Annotated in this window: 21 protein-coding genes; 15 read left to right on the top strand and 6 right to left on the bottom strand. The window is 64.1% G+C overall.

Going from position 1 to position 24,699, the window contains the following annotated elements; all coding sequences use genetic code 11:
* Positions 1 to 199: 199 nt before the first annotated feature.
* Positions 200 to 1,837, bottom strand: a complete 1,638-nt coding sequence (gene ggt / locus NCR34_RS02940) for a gamma-glutamyltransferase (RefSeq protein WP_250499032.1) — start codon at positions 1,835 to 1,837, stop codon at positions 200 to 202.
* 433 nt (positions 1,838 to 2,270) lie between these two features.
* Here ggt and NCR34_RS02935 point away from each other — a divergent pair, with 433 nt between their 5' ends.
* A complete protein-coding gene (locus tag NCR34_RS02935) occupies positions 2,271 to 2,468 on the top strand; it encodes a hypothetical protein (protein WP_175940590.1) in 198 nt (65 codons plus the stop codon).
* Between the two features lie 45 nt (positions 2,469 to 2,513).
* On the opposite strand, the gene NCR34_RS02930 is transcribed toward NCR34_RS02935, so the two are convergent.
* Positions 2,514 to 2,894: a hypothetical protein gene (locus NCR34_RS02930; RefSeq protein WP_248322248.1), complete on the bottom strand. Its 381-nt coding sequence runs from the start codon at positions 2,892 to 2,894 to the stop codon at positions 2,514 to 2,516.
* 209 nt (positions 2,895 to 3,103) lie between these two features.
* Between NCR34_RS02930 and glpK the strand changes: the two genes are divergently transcribed.
* The 13 genes from glpK (at position 3,104) to gloA (ending at position 17,448) form a co-directional block, all read left to right on the top strand.
* Positions 3,104 to 4,600 (top strand): glycerol kinase GlpK, encoded by a 1,497-nt coding sequence (glpK, locus tag NCR34_RS02925; protein WP_248321263.1) that lies wholly within the window; start codon positions 3,104 to 3,106, stop codon positions 4,598 to 4,600.
* Positions 4,601 to 4,781: 181 nt separating this feature from the next.
* Positions 4,782 to 6,158 (top strand): tRNA (N6-isopentenyl adenosine(37)-C2)-methylthiotransferase MiaB, encoded by a 1,377-nt coding sequence (miaB, locus tag NCR34_RS02920; protein WP_248321262.1) that lies wholly within the window; start codon positions 4,782 to 4,784, stop codon positions 6,156 to 6,158.
* Between the two features lie 33 nt (positions 6,159 to 6,191).
* The gene (locus NCR34_RS02915; protein WP_175939519.1) at positions 6,192 to 7,307 is read left to right on the top strand and encodes a PhoH family protein; all 1,116 of its coding nucleotides are present in this window, start codon (positions 6,192 to 6,194) and stop codon (positions 7,305 to 7,307) included.
* A complete protein-coding gene (gene ybeY / locus NCR34_RS02910) occupies positions 7,304 to 7,768 on the top strand; it encodes an rRNA maturation RNase YbeY (RefSeq protein ID WP_248321260.1) in 465 nt (154 codons plus the stop codon). The genes NCR34_RS02915 and ybeY overlap by 4 nt, the downstream gene beginning before the upstream one ends.
* A gap of 30 nt (positions 7,769 to 7,798) precedes the next feature.
* A complete protein-coding gene (locus NCR34_RS02905; protein ID WP_371747374.1) occupies positions 7,799 to 8,485 on the top strand; it encodes a gamma-glutamylcyclotransferase in 687 nt (228 codons plus the stop codon).
* Between the two features lie 190 nt (positions 8,486 to 8,675).
* A complete protein-coding gene (locus NCR34_RS02900; protein ID WP_175939516.1) occupies positions 8,676 to 9,581 on the top strand; it encodes a CorC family transporter in 906 nt (301 codons plus the stop codon).
* 66 nt (positions 9,582 to 9,647) lie between these two features.
* Positions 9,648 to 11,306 carry an apolipoprotein N-acyltransferase gene (gene lnt / locus NCR34_RS02895; RefSeq protein ID WP_248321258.1) on the top strand — a complete coding sequence of 553 codons (1,659 nt, stop codon included), beginning with the start codon at positions 9,648 to 9,650 and terminating at the stop codon, positions 11,304 to 11,306.
* A 197-nt stretch (positions 11,307 to 11,503) separates the two neighbouring features.
* Positions 11,504 to 12,532, top strand: a complete 1,029-nt coding sequence (gene glyQ, locus NCR34_RS02890) for a glycine--tRNA ligase subunit alpha (protein ID WP_248321255.1) — start codon at positions 11,504 to 11,506, stop codon at positions 12,530 to 12,532.
* Between the two features lie 17 nt (positions 12,533 to 12,549).
* A complete protein-coding gene (glyS, locus tag NCR34_RS02885; RefSeq protein WP_250499031.1) occupies positions 12,550 to 14,649 on the top strand; it encodes a glycine--tRNA ligase subunit beta in 2,100 nt (699 codons plus the stop codon).
* Between the two features lie 3 nt (positions 14,650 to 14,652).
* Positions 14,653 to 15,204 (top strand): D-glycero-beta-D-manno-heptose 1,7-bisphosphate 7-phosphatase, encoded by a 552-nt coding sequence (gmhB, locus tag NCR34_RS02880; protein ID WP_159835296.1) that lies wholly within the window; start codon positions 14,653 to 14,655, stop codon positions 15,202 to 15,204.
* 30 nt (positions 15,205 to 15,234) lie between these two features.
* Complete coding sequence (locus NCR34_RS02875; RefSeq protein ID WP_248321252.1) at positions 15,235 to 16,008, top strand: lysophospholipid acyltransferase family protein; 774 nt, start codon at positions 15,235 to 15,237, stop codon at positions 16,006 to 16,008.
* Positions 16,009 to 16,095: 87 nt separating this feature from the next.
* The gene (locus NCR34_RS02870) at positions 16,096 to 16,977 is read left to right on the top strand and encodes a M48 family metallopeptidase (protein ID WP_248321251.1); all 882 of its coding nucleotides are present in this window, start codon (positions 16,096 to 16,098) and stop codon (positions 16,975 to 16,977) included.
* Between the two features lie 84 nt (positions 16,978 to 17,061).
* Positions 17,062 to 17,448 carry a lactoylglutathione lyase gene (gloA, locus tag NCR34_RS02865; protein WP_175939508.1) on the top strand — a complete coding sequence of 129 codons (387 nt, stop codon included), beginning with the start codon at positions 17,062 to 17,064 and terminating at the stop codon, positions 17,446 to 17,448.
* A gap of 67 nt (positions 17,449 to 17,515) precedes the next feature.
* On the opposite strand, the gene NCR34_RS02860 is transcribed toward gloA, so the two are convergent.
* Positions 17,516 to 18,244 carry a FadR/GntR family transcriptional regulator gene (locus NCR34_RS02860; RefSeq protein ID WP_371747373.1) on the bottom strand — a complete coding sequence of 243 codons (729 nt, stop codon included), beginning with the start codon at positions 18,242 to 18,244 and terminating at the stop codon, positions 17,516 to 17,518.
* A 98-nt stretch (positions 18,245 to 18,342) separates the two neighbouring features.
* Here NCR34_RS02860 and dgoD point away from each other — a divergent pair, with 98 nt between their 5' ends.
* Positions 18,343 to 19,491, top strand: a complete 1,149-nt coding sequence (dgoD, locus tag NCR34_RS02855) for a galactonate dehydratase (RefSeq protein ID WP_248321249.1) — start codon at positions 18,343 to 18,345, stop codon at positions 19,489 to 19,491.
* 6 nt (positions 19,492 to 19,497) lie between these two features.
* Here dgoD and pabB read toward each other — a convergent pair whose 3' ends face one another.
* From pabB to dnaK, 3 genes are all read right to left on the bottom strand, one after another.
* Positions 19,498 to 21,297, bottom strand: a complete 1,800-nt coding sequence (gene pabB / locus NCR34_RS02850) for an aminodeoxychorismate synthase component I (protein ID WP_248321247.1) — start codon at positions 21,295 to 21,297, stop codon at positions 19,498 to 19,500.
* 22 nt (positions 21,298 to 21,319) lie between these two features.
* Positions 21,320 to 22,456, bottom strand: a complete 1,137-nt coding sequence (gene dnaJ / locus NCR34_RS02845; protein ID WP_248321245.1) for a molecular chaperone DnaJ — start codon at positions 22,454 to 22,456, stop codon at positions 21,320 to 21,322.
* Positions 22,457 to 22,724: 268 nt separating this feature from the next.
* Positions 22,725 to 24,677, bottom strand: a complete 1,953-nt coding sequence (gene dnaK, locus NCR34_RS02840; protein WP_248321244.1) for a molecular chaperone DnaK — start codon at positions 24,675 to 24,677, stop codon at positions 22,725 to 22,727.
* Positions 24,678 to 24,699: the final 22 nt, after the last annotated feature.

Here is a 24,699-nt window from a genome sequence, read left to right as displayed (position 1 = left end):
ACGGCCGGGCGGCCTGCAAGCGGTGTTTCGTGCACCGCTTCGTTCAAAGTCTTTCCGTGTTGCGTCATCTCGTGCTCTCGGCTCATTGCAGCAATGCGCGGACGTGCGCCACCGTTCGCACGGCGCTTGCCGCCGTGCGAAGGCGAAAACTCATGGAAGGCCGGCTGTCTGCGCGAACGCAGGCAGCCGTAAAGTGTTGCTAGAAGCCGGCAGCGAGGCCGTCGCGGCGGCTGTCGCTCGCTGCGACGTAACCGCGGTCGGGATCGTCGCGATCCAGCTTCCAGATGTACTGGCCGGAACCGAAGTCCATGTACGGATCGTCGATGGACTTGATCGTATGGCCCATGCCCTCGAGCGCGCGAGCCGTCTCGAGATCGAGCGTAGCTTCGATGTCGATGGTGAAATCGCGGTTCACCTTCCAGCGCGGCGCGTCGCAAGCCGCCTGCGGCTGTTGACCGTAGTCGAGCATGCGCACGATCGACTGCAAATGCCCTTGCGGCTGCATGTCGCCGCCCATGACGCCGAAGCTCATCACCGCGTCGCGGCGGCCATCGATTTCCTGCGTGAGGAATGCCGGGATGATCGTATGGAACGGGCGCTTGCCGCCCTCGACGACATTCGCCGATTTCGGGTCCATCGAGAAGCCGCAGCCACGGTTCTGCAGCGAGATGCCGGTATTCGGCACGACCACGCCCGAGCCGAAGCCCATGTAGTTCGACTGGATGAAGCTGACCATCATGCCGCGCTCGTCGGCCACCGACATATAGATGGTGCCGCCCGCCTTCGGCATGCCGAAGTCGAACTGCGTGGCTCGCGCCGGGTCGATGAGCTTCGCGCGCTCGGTCAGATAGGCGTCATCCAGCATCTGCTCGGGCGTGACTTCCATCGAGCGCGGATCGGCGACGTAGCGATAGACGTCGGCGAACGCGAGCTTCATGGCTTCGATTTGCAGATGCTGCGACTCGATTCGATCGACCGTCAGCGCGCTGACATCGAACTTGTCGAGAATGCCGAGCGCGATGAGCGCCGCGATACCCTGCCCGTTCGGCGGAATCTCGTGGACCGTGTAGCCGCGATAATCCTTGCTGATCGGCTCGACCCACTCCGCGCGATAGCTACGAAGGTCGTCCAGCGTCATTGCGCCGCCGCCCTCGCGTGCGAACGCCGCGATGCGTTCGGCGACTTCGCCCTCGTAGAACGCGCGCGGACCGTGTTCCGCGAGCGCGCGTAACGTATTGGCGTGACCCGGCATGCGCACGAGCTCGCTGACTTCGGGGGCGCGGCCGTGCGGCATGAACACATCCGCAAAGCCGGGTTGATCTTTCATTTCAGGGACTGCCGCCGCCCACTTGTACGCGACGATGCTCGCCACCGCATGACCGCGCTCCGCGATTTCGATGGCCGGCTCCATCAGATCGGCGAACGGCAGCGACCCGAACTTCGCATGCAATGCTTCCCATCCGGCGATGACGCCCGGGACCGTCACGGTGTCCCATCCGCGCTTGGGCTGGCGTGCCAGGCCGTTTTCTTCGCCATACTTGCGGCGGAAGTAGTCGACGTTCCACGCCGCCGGCGCCACGCCCGACGCGTTCAGCCCGTGGAGCTTGCTGCCGTCCCACACCAGCGCGAAAGCATCGCCGCCCAGACCGTTCGATACCGGTTCCACGATAGTGATGGCCGCCGCTGCCGCGATGGCCGCGTCGACGGCATTGCCGCCTTTCCACAGCGTGCGCAGGCCGGCTTGCGCCGCGAGCGGATGCGAGGTCGAAACGATGTTCCGCGCGAACACGGGAAGGCGCGGAGTGGGATACGGGTTCTGCCAATTGAAGCGGTTCATGAATGAAATCCGAGTTACGGGCGGCGATACGCGTGCAAGGCACACTGACAGTTAATCGTTGATGCGGCAAAAGAAGCATATTGCATTGCCACCGTAAGCCGGAACAAATTCATTTATCGTATAGATTAATGAAACGACAGCATGAGTTCGCGGCGTGCTCTTTCAGTGTGCAGTGCAGCGCAGTCTTCACGTGGATTCTGCAAATCGGCCTCTCTGACCAACCGCTTTCGAAGGCGCCAAAAGTCAAAGCCGAAATTTTCACCGGTATGATTGGCACTCCTCAGACGCTTGCCTACAATCCGAATTCCCGGCAGCGCATTGAAGAAATAGACGTGCTGCCCGGCAGTTGCAGTTTTCCCGCGCAACGTTTCGAAGCGAGGAGCCGGCCCGCCGCCGCTGGCCGTCTTGCGTTTCGGTCGTCATGGAGAACACGATGCTGAGTCCGCACGAATTTGCCACGCTGCTTTTGGTTCAGGAAGCGCCCAACCAAGTCGACATGGAACGCGAGGAACTCGACGCCCTGCTCGAACGCCAGCTCGTCCAGCTCGAACAACTCGCCTCCGGCCGACAGCAATGGCGGCTCACCGCAACCGGCGATTCCACCATCAAGGCCTTCAAGCGGTTCTCGTAGCAGCGTGCGGGACGCGTGCCGCCGGCCGCGTCCCTTCCCCAAGCTTTATCCCCCTCGCAACGTCGGATCGACGGCCGCTCGCCAACTCAGCGCCTGCGCGCGCTGATCCAGCAGGAAGTTGGCCCACGCAGTCTGCGCTGTCGGGCCCGGGTTCGCGAGATACGCGCGATGCCGTTCCGCGATCCCGGTCTGAAACGCGCAGAAGCGATCTCTCGATAGCGCGCCGCGCCGCTCGGCGACGTACGCGTCAAAGAAAGCCGAGTACACGGACTGCGCGTCGGCGCCCCAATCCGTCGACGCCATCCCGCACATGTCCTGAAGCGCGCCGAAAGACGGCGCGCCGAACGATCCCTCCAGACTAGGCGTCGTTACGCAGCCGGCCAGTACGGCTGCCGCAACCGTGCCCGTCGCGATCCACTTTCGCATTGCAGTCACCCATAGCTCGATTGAGCCGCCAGTATCGGACGATCGCCGCGTCCTTGCCACTCGGCCGAATGGCATAGGCCGAATCACGGCGAGCATGGACCGTCCATTTTGCTTATGCCATTCGGCCAGGTTGTCCGCGCGCCGCGCCTCCGATAGATTGCGCATGCGGACTTCGCATGGCGGATGCCCGCTCAACCTCGGAGATGACCATGCAGGATCAAATCGTCCTCGCGCTCGACCAGGGCACGACGAGCTCGCGCGCCATGCTGTTCGACAGGAGCGGGAACATCGTGTCCGTCGCTCAGAAGGAGTTTCAGCAGATCTATCCTCGTGCCGGCTGGGTCGAGCACGATCCGCAGGAGATCTGGTCGACTCAGGCGGGCGTCGCGGCCGAAGCCGTGACGCGCGCGGGACTGAGCGCATCGTCGATCGCGGCTTTGGGTATCACCAATCAGCGCGAGACCACCATCGTCTGGGATCGCGAGACCGGCAAGCCGGTGTACAACGCGATCGTCTGGCAGGACCGCCGCACCGCCGCGCTCTGCGACGAACTCAAGGCGCGGGGCCTCGAACCGATGGTCCGCGCCAAAACCGGCCTGCCTATCGACGCCTATTTCTCCGCGACGAAAATCCGCTGGATTCTCGATAACGTCGAAGGCGCGCGGGACAAAGCCCGGCAGGGACGGCTTGCGTTCGGAACCGTGGATAGCTGGCTCGTCTGGAACTTCACGCGCCGGGGCATGCACATCACCGATATCACGAACGCGTCGCGCACCATGCTCTTCGACATACACGCGCGCCGCTGGGACGACGAGCTGCTCGACGCCTTCGACATTCCGCGCAGCATGCTTCCCGAAGTGCGCGCGTCATCGGAGGTGTATGGAACCACGCACGGCAGTTTTCTCGCCGCCGAAATCCCGATCGCGTCCATCGCGGGGGATCAGCACGCCGCGCTCTTCGGCCAGATGTGCACGGAAAGCGGCATGGTGAAGAACACGTACGGCACGGGCTGCTTTCTCGTCATGAATACGGGTGACAAACCAATCGAGTCGCGCAACAACCTCGTGACGACGGTTGCGTGGCAGATCGGCGATCGCGTCGATTACGCGCTCGAAGGCAGCATCTTTATCGCCGGCGCAGTCGTGCAATGGTTGCGCGACGGACTCGGGCTCATCCGAAGCGCGAGCGAGGTCGAAGGGCTTGCGCGCGCCGTGCCCGACAGCGACGGCGTGTATCTGGTCCCCGCCTTTGCCGGGCTCGGCGCGCCGCACTGGAATGCGCGTGCGCGCGGAACCTTGTTCGGCGTCACGCGCGGCACAACGTCGAGCCATATCGCGCGGGCGGCGCTCGAATCCATCGCGTATCAATCGCTCGACGTGTTGCGAGCCATGGAAGCGGACTCGGGCATGCCCATCGCGCAGCTACGCGTAGACGGGGGCGCGTGCGCCAACGACTTGCTGATGCAGTTCCAGGCCGACATGTTGGGTGTCGACACGGTGCGCCCGCGCGTCGCGGAAACCACCGCGCTCGGCGCAGCCTATCTCGCCGGGCTCGCAGTGGGCTACTGGAAGGACGTCGGAGAACTGAAAGCGCAATGGCAGCTGGACCGGCGGTTCACACCGTCGATGCCGGCGTCCGACGTCGAGCCGCGTCTTGCCGGATGGCGGCGAGCGGTCGCCGCAGCGAAGGCCTGGGCGGATGCCTGATGCAAGCCGACCGTCTAGCCGCAGCCCGGCACCGCTCTACCGGCCGACAAGCGTCACAAGGCGCTACGGGCTATAATATGCGGCTAACGTCAAGCGAAAGTGGCGCAGTTTCGCGCAAAACCGCTCAATTTCATCATTCTCAATACGCCCCCAGGTTAACCACTGCGACCGGCGACCATTCATGACCAAGAAAGTTTACGTAAAGACCTTCGGCTGCCAGATGAACGAGTACGACTCCGACAAAATGGTCGACGTGCTCGGTGCCGCTGAAGGACTCGTCAAGACCGACACGCCCGAAGACGCGGACGTCATTCTCTTCAATACGTGCTCCGTGCGCGAAAAGGCGCAGGAGAAAGTGTTCTCCGACCTCGGCCGCGTGCGGGAACTGAAGGAAGCGAATCCGAACCTGCTGATCGGCGTCGGCGGTTGCGTCGCGAGTCAGGAAGGCGCGTCGATCGTGGCGCGCGCGCCTTACGTCGATATCGTCTTCGGACCGCAGACGCTGCATCGCTTGCCGGCCATGATCGACAAGCGGCGCGCCACGGGCCGCGCGCAAGTCGACATCAGCTTTCCGGAGATCGAAAAGTTCGATCATCTGCCGCCGGCGCGCGTCGAGGGCCCGAGCGCGTTCGTCTCGATCATGGAAGGGTGCAGCAAATACTGCAGTTATTGCGTCGTGCCTTACACGCGCGGCGAGGAAGTATCGCGCCCGCTCGACGACGTGCTGACCGAAATTGCCGGCCTCGCCGATCAGGGCGTGCGCGAAGTGACGCTCCTCGGCCAGAACGTGAACGCCTACCGGGGCGCATTGACCGCCGGGGCGCACGAAATCGCGGACTTCGCGACGCTCATCGAGTACGTCGCGGAGGTGCCGGGCATCGAACGCATTCGGTACACGACTTCGCACCCGAAGGAATTCACGCAGCGCCTCATCGACACCTACGCGAAGGTGCCGAAGCTCGTTTCGCACCTGCATTTGCCGGTGCAGCACGGCTCCGACCGCATCCTGATGGCGATGAAACGCGGATACACCGTGCTCGAATACAAGTCGGTCATCCGGCGGCTGCGGGCGATTCGCCCTGATTTGTCGCTGTCGACGGACTTTATCGTCGGCTTTCCCGGCGAAACCGAGGACGATTTTGCGAAGATGATGGCACTCGTCGAGGAAATGAGCTACGACACGAGCTTCTCGTTCATCTACAGCCCGCGACCAGGCACGCCGGCTGCAAACCTGCATGACGACACGCCCCGCGAGGTCAAGCTCAGGCGCTTGCAGCATTTGCAGGCGACGATCGAGGAAAACGTCGTGAGAATCAGCAATTCGATGGTCGGCACGGTGCAGCGCATTCTGGTGGAAGGCCCGTCACGCAAGGATCCGAGCGAGCTCGCCGGACGCACGGCGAACAATCGCGTCGTGAATTTCCCGGCGCCGCTCGCCTCGCATGCGCGACTCATCGGCCAGATGATCGATGTCGAGATCAACCACGCGTATCCGCATTCGCTGCGCGGCGCGCTCGTGCTCACACCCGAGACGGCCGCCCCCGAGCTTGCCAATTAATCCTACGAGACCGGACAGGACACCCACCCCGCCTTGAAGAACGCTCCCCAGCAGCATCTCGAATTCACCGCTCCGCGCGAGGACAACGCGCGGCTCGCGAACCTCTGCGGCCCGCTCGACGAAAATCTGCGACAGATCGAACAGGCGCTCGACGTGACGCTGTCGCGACGCGGGCACAAGATTTCGATTCGTGGCCGGGGCGCCAAAGTCGCGCTCGCGGCGCTCGAAAACTTCTACAACCGCGCCCGCGATCCGATTTCCGTCGACGATATTCAGCTCGCGCTCGTCGAGGCAAGCCATGCGGCGCGGCTAGCGAAAGAAGCCGGCCAGAACGGCGAGGACGACGGACAGAACGACCCGCGTTTCCGCGGCGATCCGGATCACCCGTTCGACGAGCCGAGCGCCACGATGGATCTCGGCGAGGACGAAGATCACGGCCCGACGCTGTACACGCGCCGCGCCGACCTGCGTGGCCGGACGCCTATGCAGCGCCAGTATCTGAAGCAGATCGTCGCGCACGACGTGACGTTCGGCATCGGGCCGGCCGGCACGGGCAAGACGTATCTCGCCGTCGCCTGCGCCGTGGATGCGCTGGAGCGCGATCAGGTCAAGCGCATCGTGCTGACGCGCCCGGCCGTCGAAGCGGGCGAGCGGCTCGGCTTTTTGCCCGGCGATCTCGCGCAGAAGGTCGATCCGTACCTGCGCCCGCTCTACGACGCGCTCTACGATCTGCTCGGCTTCGACAAGACCGCGAAGATGTTCGAGCGCCAGATGATCGAAATCGCGCCGCTCGCCTACATGCGCGGCCGCACGCTGAACCACGCGTTCATCATTCTCGACGAGGCGCAGAACACCACGCCCGAGCAGATGAAGATGTTCCTTACGCGTATCGGCTTCGGCTCGAAGGCGGTCGTGACCGGCGACACGACTCAGGTGGACCTGCCGCGCGGCCACAAGAGCGGGCTGATCGAAGCGCAGCACGTGCTGTCGGAAGTGCGCGGCATCGCCATCACGCATTTCACGTCGGCGGACGTGGTGCGGCATCCGCTTGTCGCGCGCATCGTCGAGGCTTACGACGCGCAGTCGCAAAAAGACGCCGCGCTCGCCGAGGCAGCGCGGGCGGCGCAGCAGTCGCAAAAACCTGCATGAAGCCGAGTCTCACGCTGAACCTGCAGTTCCCGGCTGCAAAGGCGTTTCCGTCGCACAAGGCGCTGTTGTCCCGCGCGACGGTCGCCCGCTGGATCAAGGCGTCGCTCTTTGCCGACGCCGAGTTGACGGTCCGCTTCGTCGACGAAGAAGAAGGCCGCATGCTGAATCGCACGTATCGGCAGAAGGATTACGCGACGAACGTGCTGACCTTCGCATATGCGGAATCCGAAGACGACCCCGTTTCGGGCGATCTGATTCTGTGCTGTCCGGTGGTCGAACGGGAAGCCAGCGAGCAAGGCAAGCCGCTCGCCGCGCACTACGCGCATCTGATCGTGCACGGCACGCTGCATGCGCAGGGCTACGATCACGAGATCGAAAGCGAAGCGCAAGAGATGGAATCCATCGAGACGGATATCATGCAGTCTCTCGGCTTCCCCGATCCCTACGTGCCATTGGTCTGACTTCCGCCGATCCGCTGCCCCGTCCGCACCGTGAACGACAAGACACCCGAGTCCACGCCCGCTATCGAGAGCCCGCCGCTCGATCCGCCGCAGCCCCGCCCGGACTATCCGCCCGCGCTACTCGACACGCCGCTTCTCACCGATGAGGAACTCGCCGCATCGCGCGAAGCGGCGCTTTCACATTGGGACCGCAGGTCGGACCTGTGGCTCTTTGGCTATGGCTCGCTTATCTGGAATCCCGGACTGCCGACGCTCGAAGCCGTGCGCGGCAAAGTGCATGGCTATCATCGCGGGCTGTATCTGTGGTCGCGCGTGAATCGCGGCACGCCGGAGCAGCCGGGTCTCGTGCTCGCGCTCGATCGCGGCGGCTCCTGCACCGGCATGGCGTTCCGCCTCGGCGGGCCGGACACGGAGGAGCATCTGGAAGTCCTCTGGCGACGCGAGATGGCCATGGCCTCGTATCGTCCGGCGTGGCTGCCGTGCACGCTGATCGACGGACGACGCGTGCAGGCGCTCGCGTTCGTCATGCGCCGTGACGCCACCTCGTACACGGGCAAGCTGGCCGATCCGGTCATCCGCACGGTGTTCGGCTGCGCGAGCGGTCGCTACGGCACCACGCTCGATTACGTGAGCCGCACCGTGGAAGCCCTGCGCGAATGCGGCATGCCGGACCGCGCGCTCGAGGCGCTGCTCCGACGTTGCCAGGGCGGCGAGTGATCTTCTCGCGGGCCGAAGAGAGGGTCGGCCGATCGGCTAACGATGCCCGCCTGACGCCTGTTTCGCATATCGATCGGCTAGCATCGTGGAGCGTTTCGCTAAGCGCGCCGCACCACGCAGGCCGCGTTTTACCTTGGTGTATGCTTAAGTTTCTGTTAATTCGCGCCCGGGTCTTCCCGGGCGCTCCGCTATGAACGAACCCTATCCCAGTCGACGCCACGCCGACAAACCGCAGGAAAAACGCTCGCTGCTCGAGCGTCTGACCGATTTCATCTCGCACGAACCCGAGTCGCGCGACGAGCTTCTCGAAGTGCTCCAGGATGCGCACGAGCGCAACCTGCTCGATGCCGATTCGCTTTCGATGATCGAAGGCGTCTTTCAGGTGTCCGATCTCTGCGCGCGCGACATCATGATTCCGCGCGCCCAGATGGACGCCATCAACATCGCGGAAACGCCCGCCGAATTCATTCCCTTTGTGCTGGAAAAAGCGCACTCGCGCTATCCGGTGTACGAGGGCAACCGCGACAACGTCATCGGCGTGCTGCTCGCGAAAGACCTGCTGCGCTATTACGCCGAAGAAGAGTTCGACGTGCGCGGCATGCTGCGCCCCGCCGTGTTCATCCCCGAGTCCAAGCGCCTCAACGTGCTGCTGCACGACTTCCGCGTGAACCGCAACCACATTGCGATCGTCGTCGATGAATACGGCGGCGTCGCGGGCCTCATCACCATCGAGGACGTGCTGGAACAGATCGTCGGCGACATCGAGGACGAATACGACTTCGACGAGGAAACCGGCAATATCATCGCGTCGCCGGACGGCAAGTTCCGCGTGCGCGCGCTGACGGGCATTCAACAGTTCAACGAAGAATTCGGCACCGACTTCTCCGACGAGGAAGTCGACACCATCGGCGGGCTCGTCACGCACCGGTTCGGGCGCGTGCCGCATCGCGGCGAGAAGGTGCGCATCGACGACTTCGTGTTCGAGATTCTTCGCGGCGACGCCCGCCAGGTTCACGTGCTGCTCGTGCGGCGCGTGCCCAATCTCACGCAGCAGCCGCGTCAGCCCGGCGACGACGAGAGCGAGCTGCGCGACTGATCGGCGGCGCGCGCGCCGCCACGCGCTTCAAGAAATATCATTTCGCCACCGGCGACCTAGCAATTTATGGCCGATTCACCGTTTCGCTCCCTGTCGCGTCAACGCGACGTCACAGCTTCCGCTGCGCCGCGCGCGCTCCCGTTCTGGCATTACCTCGTCGCCGCCGTGCTCGGCGCGGCGAACACGCTGTCGTTCGCGCCGACACCCCACGGCGGCTGGATCGAACTCGTCATCTTCGCGTGCTTCTTTTCGTGGCTGTCGCGCACGAGCGGCTGGAAAAGCGCGGCGGCAACCGGCTGGGCCTTCGGCTTCGGCAACTTCGTCACGGGCGTCTGGTGGCTGTACGTGAGCATGCACGACTATGGCGGCATGGCCGCGCCGCTCGCCGCCGCCGCGGTCGCGCTGTTTTCGCTGTATCTCGCGGTGTATCCGGCGTTGTCGAGCCTCGTCTGGTCGCTCGTCGCGGGACGCGCCCGCTTCGGCGATGAAGACGCTGCCACCGCCCGCGAGATCGACGCATCGCCGCGCTACACGCCCACCTGGCACGGCGCGTTTGCGTTCGCAAGCGCCTGGGCGCTCGGCGAATGGCTGCGCGGACTCGTGTTCACCGGCTTTCCGTGGCTCGCGAGCGGCTATGCGCAAGTGGACGGCCCGCTTGCCGGCTTCGGCGCGATTGCCGGCGTGTACGGCGTCGCGTGGGTGCTCGCGCTCGTGGCTGCATGCATCGTTCAGGCGGTGGTCGCGTTTCGCGGGATGCGGCGGCGCGCGTTGGCGCCCGCATTGACGGCGCTTGCGCTAATCGTCGCCGGCATGCTGCTCTCGCTCGCGCAATGGACGACGCCTGCCAACGCACCGCTCGACGTGCGTCTGCTTCAAGGCAATGTGAAGCAGGAGATGAAGTTCGAGCAGGCGGGCGTCGACGAATCGCTCGCGCTTTACAAGCGGCTCATCACCGAGAAGCCGGCCGATCTGATCGTCACGCCGGAGACCGCGCTGCCCGTGCTGGCTGTTCAGGTGCCGCCGGCGTTCGCGAGCGTGATCCGCAGTTTCGCGGACAGCACGAATTCGTCGATTCTCTTCGGCGCGATCGGCGTCACGATTCAGCCGGACGGACGCCCGACCGATTTCACGAACAGCCTCTTCGGCATCACGCCGGGCGTGAACGATGTGTATCGCTACGACAAGCATCATCTCGTGCCGTTCGGCGAATTCGTGCCGCTCGGCTTTCACTGGTTCGTGAACCTGATGGGCATTCCGCTCGGCGATCTCGCGCGCGGTCCAGTCACGCAGAAGCCGTTCTTCGTGCATAACCAGCCGGTCGCCGTCGATGTTTGCTACGAGGACATCTTCGGCGAAGAGATCGCGCGCACGCTGCGCGAACAGGAAACGCCCGCGGGCATTCTCGTCAACTCGACGAATCTGGCGTGGTTCGGCAACACGATCGCGCTCGATCAGCATTTGCAAATCGCGCGCATGCGTTCGATCGAAACCGGCCGGCCGACGCTGCGGGCGACGAACACGGGCATGACGGCGGTGATCGCGGCAAACGGCGATGTCGTGTCGCGCCTGCCGACGTTCACGACCGGCGTGCTCGAAGCGCGCGTGCAGGGCACGTCGGGACGCACGCCGTATGTGACGAGCGGTAATGCGACGGTGATCGTCGTGTCGCTGCTGTTGCTGGCGGTCGGGTTTGCGTTTGCGCCGGGGAAGAAGCGTCGGGTCTGACGCGTGTATCGCAACGCTGCTTTTGCGCGCAATACGGGCTGCAACAGCGCACAGGCGCGCAGCGCGGTCAAGCGCCCTCCTTCCCAAAAAGTCCCGCCGGTCCCGCGTTCCAGCTAAAATTCAAGGTTTTAGCACTTCGGCCGAGCCTCGGAGCCGCGCGTTTTTCGGCGCGCGCCCGGTCCGTATCAAAGGCAACCATGCTCACCTTTCAGCAAATCATCCTGACGCTGCAGTCCTATTGGAACGACAAGGGCTGCGCGCTTCTCCAGCCCATCGACATGGAAGTCGGCGCGGGCACCTCGCACGTGCACACCTTCCTGCGCGCGATCGGTCCGGAGCCGTGGCGCGCGGCCTACGTGCAGCCGTCGCGCCGCCCGAAGGACGGCCGTTACGGCGAGAACCCCAACCGCCTGCAGCACTACTATCAGTATCAGGTCGTGCTCAAGCCCGCGCCTGAGAACATCCTCGACCTGTATCTCGGTTCGCTCGAAGCACTCGGTTTCGATCTGAAGCAGAACGACGTGCGCTTCGTCGAGGACGACTGGGAGAACCCGACGCTCGGCGCATGGGGACTCGGCTGGGAAGTGTGGCTCAACGGCATGGAAGTGACGCAGTTCACGTACTTCCAGCAGGTAGGCGGCCTCGACTGCAAGCCGGTGCTCGGCGAGATCACGTATGGTCTGGAACGCCTCGCCATGTATCTGCAGAAAGTGGAGAACGTGTACGACCTCGTCTGGACCGAGTGGGAAGAAGACGGCCCGAGCGGCAAGGTGCTGCGTCGCCTGACTTACGGCGACGTCTATCACCAGAACGAAGTCGAGCAGTCCACCTACAACTTCGAGCACGCGAACGTCGATCTGCTCTTCAACTTCTTTAACAGCTACGAAGCCGAAGCGAAGAAGATGATCGAGGCGAAGCTCGCGCTGCCTGCCTATGAACTCGTGCTAAAGGCAGGCCATACGTTCAATCTGCTCGATTCGCGCGGCGCGATTTCCGTGACCGAGCGCGCGGCGTATATCGGCCGCATTCGGGCGCTCTCGCGTCTCGTGGCGCAGGCTTACTACGATTCCCGCGAAAGTCTCGGCTTCCCGATGCTCGGCAATCCGGTGCACGCCGCCGCGGAGCTCGTCACCGATCAGCAGGAAGCCGCGCGTCCGGCCTGGGCGCCGCCGCTGAAGGTGGAAAGCGCGCCGCCGGGCGAAACGCGCAACAACGATCAGGTTTGACGAGGCAAGACAGAACAATGACGCAATCCAATCACGCTTCCCTGCTCGTCGAGCTGCTCACCGAAGAACTTCCGCCGAAAGCCCTCGCGCGTCTCGGCACCGCGTTCGCCGAAGGCATCGTCGAGCGGCTCGCCGCCCGCGATCTGATCGAAGGCGCCGTATCGTTCGAACAGTACGCGACGCCGCGCCGCCTCGCCGTGTTGATCCGCAACGTGCGCGATGTCGCGCCCGAGAAGCAGGTCCGCGAAAAAGTGCTGCCGGTCTCGGTCGCGCTCGACAAGGAAGGCAACCCCACGCCGCCGCTCGCGAAGAAACTCGCCGCGCTCGGCTTTCCCGACTTTCCGCTCGCCGAACTCGAACGCGCGCAGGACGGCAAGGCCGAGGCGTTCTTCCTGCGCTACGCCGCGCCCGGCGCGACGCTCGCCGACGGCCTGCAAGCCGCGCTCGACGAAACGCTCACCAAGCTGCCGATCCCGAAGGTCATGACGTATCAGCGTCCGGACGGCACCAACGTGCAATTCGTGCGTCCGGTGCAGCGCCTTGTCGCCATGCACGGCCGCAACGTCGTGCCGGTGAGCGCGCTCGGCGTCGATGCGGGCGATACGACCATCGGCCATCGCTTTCTGTCGCAGGGCTTCGTCGCGATTCCGAGCGCCGACGACTACTCGGAAACGCTGCGCACGAAGGCGCATGTCGTCGCGAATTTCGATGACCGCCGCGAATCCATCCGCACGCAATTGCAGGCGTTCGCGGGCGAAGACCGCGTCGTGATGCCGGAGTCGCTGCTCGACGAAGTGAACGCGCTCGTCGAATGGCCGGTGGTGTATCAGTGCCGCTTCGACGAGGAGTTCCTGCAAGTGCCGCAGGAATGTCTGATCCTCACGATGCAGACGAACCAGAAGTATTTCGCGCTCACGGACCAGAACGGCAAGCTGCGCTCGCGTTTCCTGATCGTGTCCAATATCGATACGCAAACGCCCGCCGAGATTATCGAAGGCAACGAGCGCGTGGTGCGTCCGCGTCTCGCGGATGCGAAGTTCTTCTTCACGCAGGACAAGAAGAAGCGCCTCGAAGAGCGCGTGCCGCTGCTTGCGAACGTGGTCTATCACAACAAGCTCGGCTCGACGCTCGAACGCGTGCAGCGTCTCGAAGCGCTCGCGGGCGAAATCGCGCCGATGATCGGCGTCGATGCCGCGCTCACGCGCCGCGCCGCGCGTCTTGCAAAGGCCGACTTGCTCACCGACATGGTCGGCGAATTCCCCGAGTTGCAAGGCACGATGGGCACCTACTACGCACGCCACGACGGCGAGCCGGAAGAAGTCGCGCTCGCGTGCTCGGAGCACTATCAGCCGCGCTTCTCCGGCGACGACACGCCGTCCACGGGCGTGGGCTCGGCGGTCGCGCTGGCGGACAAGCTCGAAACCATCGTCGGCATCTGGGGCATCGGTCTCGCGCCGACGGGCGAGAAGGATCCGTTCGCGCTGCGCCGTCATGCGCTCGGCGTGCTGCGCATCCTGCTCGAAAAGAAGCTGCCGGTCGACCTGCGCGATCTCGTCGCCGCCGCGCAGCGCCAGTTCGCCGGCATGCCGCAAGTCGCGGATTCGACGGAAGCCGTGTATGCGTTCTTCCTGGATCGTCTGCGTGGCCTCTTGCGCGAACGCGGCTTCGAAGCGAACGACATCGAGGCCGTTCTTAGCCTGAACCCGACGCGTCTCGACGATATCGTCGCGCGTCTTGATGCCGTGCGCGAATTCGCGGCGCTGCCGGAAGCGGCATCGCTCGCGGCGGCCAACAAGCGCATCACGAACATCCTCAGGAAGTCTGAGCAAGGCGCGCCTTCGTCGGTGAATCCTGAGTTGCTCGTGGAGCCGGCCGAGAAGAATCTGTACGCGCAGATTCAGAGCGTGACGCCGCGCGTGCAAAGCCAGCTCGCCGCGCGCAACTACACCGAAGCGTTGAGCGCGCTTGCCGCGCTGCGCGAGAGCGTCGATACGTTCTTCAACGACGTGATGGTGAACGCGGAAGACGCGGCGCTCAGAAACAATCGCCTCGCCCTGCTCGGCGCGCTGCATCAGCAGATGAACTGCGTGGCCGACATCTCCAAGCTCGCGGCGTAAGTCATGAACAGACGACTCGTGATTCTGGACCGCGACGGCGTCATCAACGTCGATTCGGACGCGTTCATCAAGTCGCCGGACGAATGGGTTGCCATTCCCGGCAGTCTCGAAGCCATCGCGCGACTGAATCAGGCGGGCTACCGCGTGGCGATTGCGTCGAACCAGTCGGGCATCGGGCGCGGTCTGTTCGACATGGCCGCGCTTAACGCCATGCATCAGAAGATGAACCGCGCGGCGGCGGCAGTGGGCGGACGCATCGACGCGATCTTCTTCTGTCCGCATACGGCCGAAGACCAGTGCGATTGCAGAAAGCCGAAGCCCGGCATGCTGCAGCAGATCATCGACCGTTTCGAGATCGATCCGGAAGACACGCCTGTTGTCGGCGACGCGCTGCGCGATCTTCAGGCAGGCGCGGCGCTCGGCTTTCCGGTGCATCTCGTGCTGACCGGCAAGGGCGAAAAAACGCTCGCGCAAGGCAACTTGCCCGAGGGCACGCAGGTTCACAAGGACCTGCGCGCGTTCGCGCTCGACTTTCTCGCGCGGCACCACGACTGACCGCTTTTCGTCACGCACTCTCGGGGCTTCATGCGCTTCATCCGTTCTTTGCTGCTGATGCTGTACTTCGTCGTGTATACGGTTCCGTACGCGACCGCCTGCTTCATCGCGTTTCCGTTCATGCGCGCGCACAACCGCTACTGGATGGCGGCGGGCTGGTGCAAGTCGACGATCGTCGTGCTGCGGTATCTCGTCGGCATTCGCTACAGGATAGAAGGCATGGAGAACCTGCCGAATGGCCCCGCCGTGCTGCTGTCGAAGCATCAATCCGCATGGGAAACGCTCGCCTTTCCGGCGCTGATGCCGCGCCCGCTCTGCTATGTGTTCAAGCGCGAGTTGCTGTACGTGCCGTTTTTCGGCTGGGCGCTCGGTCTCCTGAAGATGGTGCACATCGACCGTTCGCAGGGCCGCGACGCATTCGCCTCGGTGACGCGCCAAGGCCGCGCGCGCATGGACGAAGGCGCGTGGGTCATCATGTTTCCGGAAGGCACGCGCACGCGCGTCGGCGCGCAAGGCAAGTACAAGACGGGCGGCGCGCGCTTCGCCGTGGCCACGGGCGCGCCTGTCGTGCCGATTGCGCATAACGCCGGGCACGTCTGGCCGCGCAATTCGTTCATGAAATATCCGGGTATAGTCACGGTGTCGATCGGCAAGCCCATCGATACCGCCGGACTCTCGCCCGAAGAAGTGAATGCGCGCGTCGAGAGCTGGATCGAAACGGAGATGCGCCGTATCGATCCGCTCGCTTATGCCGCGCCGGGCAATGAGCCGCATCGAGCCGGCGCTGCGGGCGCGGGCCGCTGACGCGGCCTCGCACTCGAAAGTCAGAGCCGCGGCGTGCCTTATTCGTTCCTGTCGTCATTCCTGCGCCGCGAGCGCAAAGCCGAGCCGATGCAGAAGACTCCCTCGCGACAGCGCCCCGCCGTCGCGCTCGATACACTGCAACTCGATCTTCCGTTCGAGCATGCGCCCGCCGCCGCGCCCGCGCCGCTGCGCGGCGAGCTTCCCTCTTCAGAGCCGACTGCCAAGCCGGTGCCGCTGCCCGAAGGCGTGCGGCTGCGGCGCATCGTGCTCGGCGCGCGGGCGCTGGACTACCGCTTCAAACGCTCGGCGCGGCGCACCATCGGCTTCTGCATCGACGCGACCGGGCTCACGATCACCGCGCCGCGCTGGGTGACGATCGCGGATATCGAAAGCGCCATCGTCGACAAGCAAAGCTGGATTTTGCGCAAGCTGGCCGAATGGCAAACGCGCGTCGAGGAACGCGCGCTGCCGCGCATCGAATGGAAGGACGGCGCAGAGTTTCCGTTTCTCGGCAAGACGATTCGCGTGTCGCTGAACGCGGCCGCGAGCGCGCTGTCCTTCGATGCCGAGACCAACGTGCTGGCGCTCGCCCTGCCCGCGCTCGCCGACGCGCAGCAGATCAAGGACCGCGTGCAAAGCTGGCTGCAAAGCGAAGCGAAGCGCATCTTCGGCGAGCGGCTCGCGGTGTATGCGCAGAAGCTCGGCGTCGAGTTTCGCGCGTATGCGTTGTCGTCAGCGGCGACGCGCTGGGGCAGTTGTTCGAGCGACGGCAAGATTCGCCTCAACTGGCGGCTCATTCATTTCCCGTTGTCGATCATCGATTACGTGGTCGCGCATGAGCTTGCGCACTTGCGCGAGATGAACCACAGTCCGCGTTTCTGGCGTACCGTCGAATCCATCTTCCCGGAGTTTCGCGAGGCGCGGCATACGTTGAAGCACCATCCGCCGGACCTGCTGCCGACGCTGTAAGCACGCGTTCTGGCCGAACGGTACAATTTCGCATACCCGCAATCGCGGCTTTGCGCCGCCGTTCATCACAACAGGACCCCCACCATGCGACTCCTCCACACGATGCTGCGCGTCGGCGACCTGCAGCGTTCCATCGATTTCTATACGCGCATTCTCGGCATGAAAGTGCTGCGCCAGAGCGAGAACCCGGAATACAAGTACACGCTCGCGTTCGTCGGCTACGGCGACGAGAGCGAGAACAGCGTGCTCGAACTGACGTATAACTGGGGTGTCGAGAAGTACGAGATGGGCACGGCTTACGGCCATATCGCGCTCGAAGTGGATAATGCGGCCGAGGCGTGCGACCGCATCCGCGAAGCGGGCGGCAAGGTCACGCGCGAAGCCGGTCCCGTGAAGGGCGGCAAGACGGTGATCGCGTTCGTCGAAGATCCGGACGGCTACAAGGTCGAGCTGATCGAAAAGCATTCCTGATCGCTGGTTCAGCGACAAGGCAAGCGCGCCGCGACTTCTGTCGCCGCGCGTTTTTTTTCGCCTGCCGTCAGCCTTCGATACGGTCGCGTGTCACGCCGAGCAGATCCGCCATCGCGCGCCGCGCGGCAGCGGCGTCGCGAGCGGCGATGGCGTCGAACACGGCCGTATGTTCGGCGAGCGATGCATTGAACACGTCGGCGCGCTTCGCATTCAGGCGCAACTGGCCTTCGAGCGTGCGCGCGATCAGCGCGCCCAGCGGCACCAGCAACTCGTTGCTGCACGCGGCCAGCACGCACAGGTGAAAGTCGAGGTCGGCGCGGACCCATTCGTCGACGTTGCGCGCCTCCGTCATCGCGCGATGTGCGCGTTCCAGCCGTTCCAGCGTGCTCGGCTCGTGATTGCCGGCGGCGAGCGCGGCCGCATACGGCTCGATCATCTCGCGCATTTCCTGGAGCTTCAGCGCAAAGAGCATGGGCGGCGCGACGCGCGAGTACCAGTCGAGCATGTCGGCGTCGAGCAGATTCCACGCGTCCTTCGGGCGCACCCGCGTGCCCACCTTCGGCCGTGATTCGACGAGCCCTTTCGATGTCAGCGTGCGCAGCGCCTCGCGCAGCACGGTGCGGCTCACGCCGAAGCGTTCGATCAGATCCGCTTCGCGCGGCAACGGCGAGCCGGGCGGGAAATCGCCTCGCAGAATGGCCATGCCCAGTTCGTGCGCCACGCGGCCATGCAAATCGCGGTGAATGATCCACTCCTCGTCGGTCTCGTTGATTCGAGCGTGATTATGCTCGAACACGTGCGACGCCCAAAGCGCGCCTGCCGCCAATAGTACTATTAATACGACCAGACGCGCTGCTTTTTGCTACTATGGAGACCCTTGCTGGAGACGCTCACATGAAAATCACGAAACTCGAAACCTTTATCGTTCCGCCGCGCTGGTGCTTCCTCAAGATCGAAACCGACGAAGGCATTACCGGCTGGGGCGAGCCCGTCGTCGAAGGCCGCGCGCACACGGTGGCCGCCGCCGTCGACGAACTCGCGGACTATCTGATCGGCAAGGACGCGCGCCATATCGAAGACTTGTGGCAAGTGATGTATCGCGCGGGCTTCTATCGCGGCGGCCCGATCGGCATGAGCGCGATCGCGGGCGTCGATCAGGCGCTGTGGGACATTCTCGGCAAGCATCATGGCGTGCCGATTCACGCGCTGCTCGGCGGCCAGGTGCGCGACAAGATCAAGGTGTATTCGTGGATCGGCGGCGACCGTCCGAGCGATGTCGCGAACAACGCGCGCGCGGTCGTCGAACGCGGCTTCAAGGCCGTGAAGATGAACGGCTCCGAAGAACTGCAGATGATCGACACGTTCGACAAGGTGCAAGGCGTGATCGACAACGTGCGCGCCGTGCGCGAGGCGGTCGGCCCGAACGTGGGCATCGGCGTGGACTTTCATGGCCGCGTGCACAAGCCGATGGCGAAGGTGCTGGCGAGAGAGCTCGATCCGTTCAAGCTGATGTTCATCGAGGAGCCGGTGCTCTCCGAAAACGTCGAGGCGCTGCGCGATATCGTCAATCAGACGAGCACGCCGATTGCGCTCGGCGAGCGGCTTTATTCGCGCTGGGACTTCAAGCACATTCTCGCGGGCGGCTATGTCGATATCATCCAGCCGGACGCGTCGCACGCGGGCGGGCTGACGGAGTGCCGCAAGATCGCGTCGATGGCGGAAGCGTACGATGTCGCGCTCGCGCTGCATTGCCCGCTCGGCCCGATCGCGCTCGCGACCTGCCTGCAAATCGATGCCGTGAGCTACAACGCGTTCATCCAGGAACAGAGTCTCGGCATCCACTACAACACGGGCAACGATCTGCTCGACTACATCAAGAACCCGGAAGTCTTCAAGTACGACGACGGCATGGTGTCGATTCCGCAAGGGCCGGGACTCGGCATCGAGGTCAATGAGGAGAAGGTGCGCGAGATGGCGAAGGTCGGGCACCGCTGGCGTAATCCGGTGTGGCGTCACGCGGACGGCAGCGTCGCGGAGTGGTGATCGCCCTTAGCGTTTGAGCCTTGCCTCGACCGCGCCGCGCAGCGCATTGCTGAGAAGCAAGCCTTCGGCGCGGTCGATGTCTCGCACGGTCAGCGTGCGTTCCGACGCGCCGAGTTCCTCCATCAGCACCGCCCGCATGACGCCCGGCAGCACGCCGGCGCTCAAAGGTGGCGTCCACCACTTTCCGTCCAGCTTCACAAACACGCTCGAACGGCCGCCCTCGGTCAGTTCGCCGCGCTCGTTCGTGAACAGCATGTCGAACGCGCCTTCGGCTTCGGCGGCTTTCCACGCGCGGTCGTAGTCGGCGCGACGCGTCGTTTTGTGGCGAAGCAATACATCGGCGGATGACTGCGGCGCGAAGCCTCGGTCTGCGGCGAGAAGCACGCCCACCGTATCCGACGACAACGGCGCGAGCGGCGCGCTCGTCAGCGCGAGGCGTCCGCTCTTGCCGAGCGCGATGCGCAATCTGTACGGCTTGCCCGCTTCGAAGCTCGCGCATTGCTGCGCGACTTGGGCATCCAGAGCGCGCTTGTCGAAGGGGAAGCCCAAATACGCTGCGCTCGCTTCGAGTCGCGCAACATGACGCGAGTAGTGGCGCACGCCTTCGTCGCGCGTGGCGTACGTCGTCTCGAAGAGTTCGAAACCGGGGTCCGCGCCGGTCAGAAAGCGCGCCTTGAGAAGACACTCCTCGTACTCGCTCTCTGCAATGCTATCCAGCACGATGCCCGCGCCGATGCCGAGCACGCCGCGCTTCTGATCAGCGTCGATCACCAGCGTGCGAATGGCGACCGAGAGGCAGAAATCGCCGCGTTGATCGAGCCAGCCGATCGCACCGGTATAAAGCCCGCGCGGCGTGCTTTCGATCTGATCGATGAGTTGCATCGTGCGGTACTTCGGCGCGCCGGTGATCGACCCGCACGGAAAGAGCGCCCGCACGATCGCGGCGAACGACGTGTCCGGCGATACGCGCGCCTCGACCGTCGACGTCATCTGCCAGACCGACGCATACGGCTCCACGGAAAAAAGCGCCGGCACATGCACAGAGCCCGTCGCCGCGACACGCGAAAGATCATTGCGCAGCAAGTCGACGATCATCACGTTTTCCGCGCGATTCTTCGGGTCGCAGCGCAGCGCGGCGGGGTCCGAGTCGCGCGGCGCGGTGCCTTTCATCGGCTTTGCGCGCAGCACGTCGCCATGCTTCTCGACAAAAAGCTCCGGCGAACACGACACGACCGCGCGTCCGTCCGGCAACGCGATCAAAGCGCCGTACCTGACCGGCTGCCGCTCCCGCAGCCGTCGATACAGCGCGAGCGGCGAGCCGAACACATCGAAGTTCAGCCGGAACGTGTAGTTGACCTGATACGATTCGCCTTCTTCTAGCGCGTGCTTGATGGCAGCAATCGCGTGATCGAATTCGTCGCGGGTGATGCTCGGCTCGATGCCGCCGACGCCCGCGACCGAGGGCTCGGCGCTTTCCGCATCCTGCGACGCGAGCCATTCGCTCGCCTCATCGCGTGACAGCAGCGCGCACGAGCGGAACATAAGCACACGCAGCACGTGATCGCCGCCGCGTCCGATGCTGCCGAACTGAAGGTTGCGCCCGAACTCGTAATCCGCGACGACGACTGCATGCAGTCCGCTTGTCAGATCGCGTTCGATGGCGGCGCAGACCGCATCGAGTTCGCGCCCGTCCTCGCACACATGTTCGTGCGAAAAGTCCGCGTACAAACGACTCGACCGCCTTTCGGCGGTCGCGTCGCAATCGTCGAGCAGCGCGAACACCGCGCTGCGTGCTTCGATTTTCATGGCAATGCTCGTATCGACTGCATCAGTCGAAGAAGCTCTTTACCCGGTCGAACCAGCTTTTGCTCTGCGGGCTATGCCGCGCGCCGCCTTCCGTCAGCGACTTCTCGAACTGCTTCAGCAGATCGCGCTGCTGCTCGGTGAGCTTGACCGGCGTTTCCACCTGCACGTGCACGTAGAGATCGCCCGCGATGCTCGAACGCAAACCCTTGATGCCCTTGCCGCGCAGACGGAACGTCTTGCCCGACTGCGTGCCTTCGGGCACGGTGAAGCTCGCGCGTCCCGCCAGCGTCGGCACTTCGATCTCGCCGCCGAGCGCCGCCGTGGTGAACGGAATCGGCATCTGGCAATGCAGGTCGTCGCCGTCGCGCTCGAACACCGAGTGCTGCTTGATGTGGATCTCCACGTACAAGTCGCCGCTCGGCCCGCCGTTGATGCCCGGCTCGCCGTTGCCCGCCGAACGGATGCGCATGCCGTCGTCGATGCCCGCCGGGATCTTCACTTCCAGCGTCTTCGTTTCCTTCACCTTGCCCGCGCCGTGGCAGTTGCCGCACGGGTCGGGAACGTAGGTGCCGCTGCCGTGACACTTCGGACACGTCTGCTGGATGCTGAAGAAGCCCTGCGACATCCGAACCTGGCCCTGACCGTGACACGTCGGACAGGTTTCCGGCTTCGTGCCGGGCTTCGCGCCCGAGCCGTGGCAGACGTTGCAGTTGACCCAGCTCGGCACGCGGATCTGCGTGTCGTAACCGTGCGCGGCCTGCTCCAGCGTGATCTCCATGCTGTAGCGCAAGTCCGCGCCGCGATACACCTGCGGACCGCCGCGACCGCCGCGCGCCGCGCCGCCCGCGGCCTGCCCGAAGATGTCGCCGAAGATATCGCCGAACGCATCGGCAAAGCCGCCGAAGCCTTGCGCGCCCGCGCCCGCCATGTTCGGATCGACGCCCGCGTGACCGTATTGATCGTACGCGGCGCGCTTTTGCTGGTCGGAGAGCATCTCGTAGGCTTCCTTCGCCTCCTTGAAGTTCTCTTCCGCCTTCTTGTTGTCCGGGTTGCGGTCAGGGTGATACTTCATCGCGAGCTTGCGATACGCCTTCTTGATCTCGTCGTCGCTCGCGTTCTTCGCAACGCCCAGAACGTCGTAGTAATCCCGTTTCGCCATGTCGGTTCCATGCCGCCGCGGAGTGACCGCGACGGTTCCTCTCGAATGCTTCGGACCAAACGGCCCGCGCGTAACCTCTGACGCCTCGCTGCAGAAACCCGCCTTCAGCAAGACGCCCCAAAAAAACAATGTGCCCGGTCGAGCCGTTCGGCTCGCCAGGCGCGTTTCACGTCAGACGCTCAACGCGTCCTGCCGCGGTGTTTTCGCGCGATACCGCCCGCGAAAAGACCGCGAGCGCGTGAACGTTGCCATCCACGCGCTCTGCGGCTTAGTCCTTCTTCACTTCCTTGAAGTCGGCGTCGACGACATCGTCATGCTGCTGGCTCGCGCCAGCCGATGCCGCTTCCGCGCCGGCGGCACCCGCAGCCGCACCCGCCGCGCCTTGCTGCGCCTGCATGTCGGCGTACATCTTCTCGCCGAGCTTCTGCGATGCGGTAGCCAGCGCCTCGATCTTCGCTTCGATCGTCGCCTTGTCGCTCGACGTGTTCTTCAACGCCTCTTCGAGGTCCTTCAGCGCGGCTTCGATCTTTTCCTTCTCCGAAGCGTCGACCTTGTCGCCGTACTCGGCAACCGCCTTCTTCGTGCTGTGGACCAGCGCGTCGCCCTGGTTACGGGCATCGGCCAGCTCGCGCAGCTTGTGATCTTCCTCGGCGTTGGCTTCGGCGTCCTTCACCATCTTGTCGATTTCGGCGTCCGTCAGACCCGAGTTCGCCTTGATGGTGATCTTGTTTTCCTTGCCAGTCGCCTTGTCCTTCGCGCCGACGTGCAGAATGCCGTTCGCGTCGATGTCGAAAGTCACTTCGATCTGCGGCACGCCACGCGGTGCGGGCGGAATGCCTTCGAGGTTGAACTCGCCGAGCAGCTTGTTGCCTGCGGCCATTTCACGCTCGCCCTGGAACACCTTGATCGTCACGGCGCTCTGATTGTCGTCCGCCGTCGAATACACTTGCGAGTGCTTCGTCGGGATCGTGGTGTTTTTGTTGATCATCTTCGTCATCACGCCGCCGAGCGTCTCGATGCCGAGCGAGAGCGGAGTCACGTCGAGCAGCAGCACGTCCTTGCGGTCGCCCGACAGAACCTGACCTTGAATCGCGGCGCCCACGGCCACGGCTTCGTCCGGGTTCACGTCACGGCGCGGTTCCTTGCCGAAGAACTCCTTCACCTTTTCCTGCACCTTCGGCATGCGCGTCATGCCGCCGACGAGAATCACGTCGTCGATATCGCCGACCTTCACGCCCGCATCCTTAATAGCGATGCGGCACGGTTCGATCGTGCGCTCGATCAGGTCTTCCACGAGCGCTTCGAGCTTCGCGCGGGTGATCTTGAGGTTCAGGTGCTTCGGACCCGACGCGTCCGCCGTGATGTACGGCAGGTTGATTTCGGTCTGCGCCGTGGACGACAGTTCGATCTTCGCCTTTTCAGCGGCTTCCTTCAGGCGTTGCAGCGCGAGCACGTCCTTCGACAGATCGACGCCCTGCTCCTTCTTGAACTCGCCGATGATGTAATCGATGATGCGCTGGTCGAAGTCTTCGCCGCCCAGGAACGTGTCCCCGTTCGTCGAGAGCACTTCGAACTGCATTTCGCCGTCCACATCCGCGATTTCGATGATCGAGATGTCGAACGTGCCGCCGCCCAGGTCGAACACGGCGATCTTGCGGTCGCCCTTTTCGGCCTTGTCGAGGCCGAACGCGAGCGCGGCTGCCGTCGGTTCGTTGATGATGCGCTTGACTTCCAGACCGGCGATGCGGCCCGCGTCCTTGGTTGCCTGACGCTGGCTGTCGTTGAAGTACGCCGGAACCGTGATGACGGCTTCCGTCACCGGCTCGCCGAGGTAATCTTCAGCGGTCTTCTTCATCTTGCGCAGCACTTCCGCCGAGATTTGCGGCGGCGCGAGCTTCTGGCCGTGCGCTTCGACCCATGCGTCGCCATTGTCGGCCTTGACGATCTTGTAGGGCATCAGGCCGATGTCCTTCTGCACTTCCTTCTCTTCGAAGCGGCGGCCGATCAGGCGCTTGACTGCGTACAGCGTGTTGCGCGGATTCGTGACCGACTGACGCTTGGCAGGCGCGCCGACGAGGATCTCGTTGTCATCCATGTACGCGATGATCGACGGCGTGGTGCGCGCGCCTTCCGAGTTCTCGATGACCTTGACCTGATTGCCTTCCATCAGCGCCACGCACGAGTTCGTGGTGCCGAGGTCGATGCCGATGATTTTGCCCATTTTTATACTCTCCTAGCTTTGA

Origin of the sequence: Caballeronia sp. GAWG1-5s-s (assembly GCF_023631445.1) — a bacterium.
Classification (GTDB): Bacteria; Pseudomonadota; Gammaproteobacteria; order Burkholderiales; family Burkholderiaceae; genus Caballeronia.
Note: the sequence above shows the minus strand (reverse complement) of the source record. Positions and strands in the feature narration are given on the sequence as shown.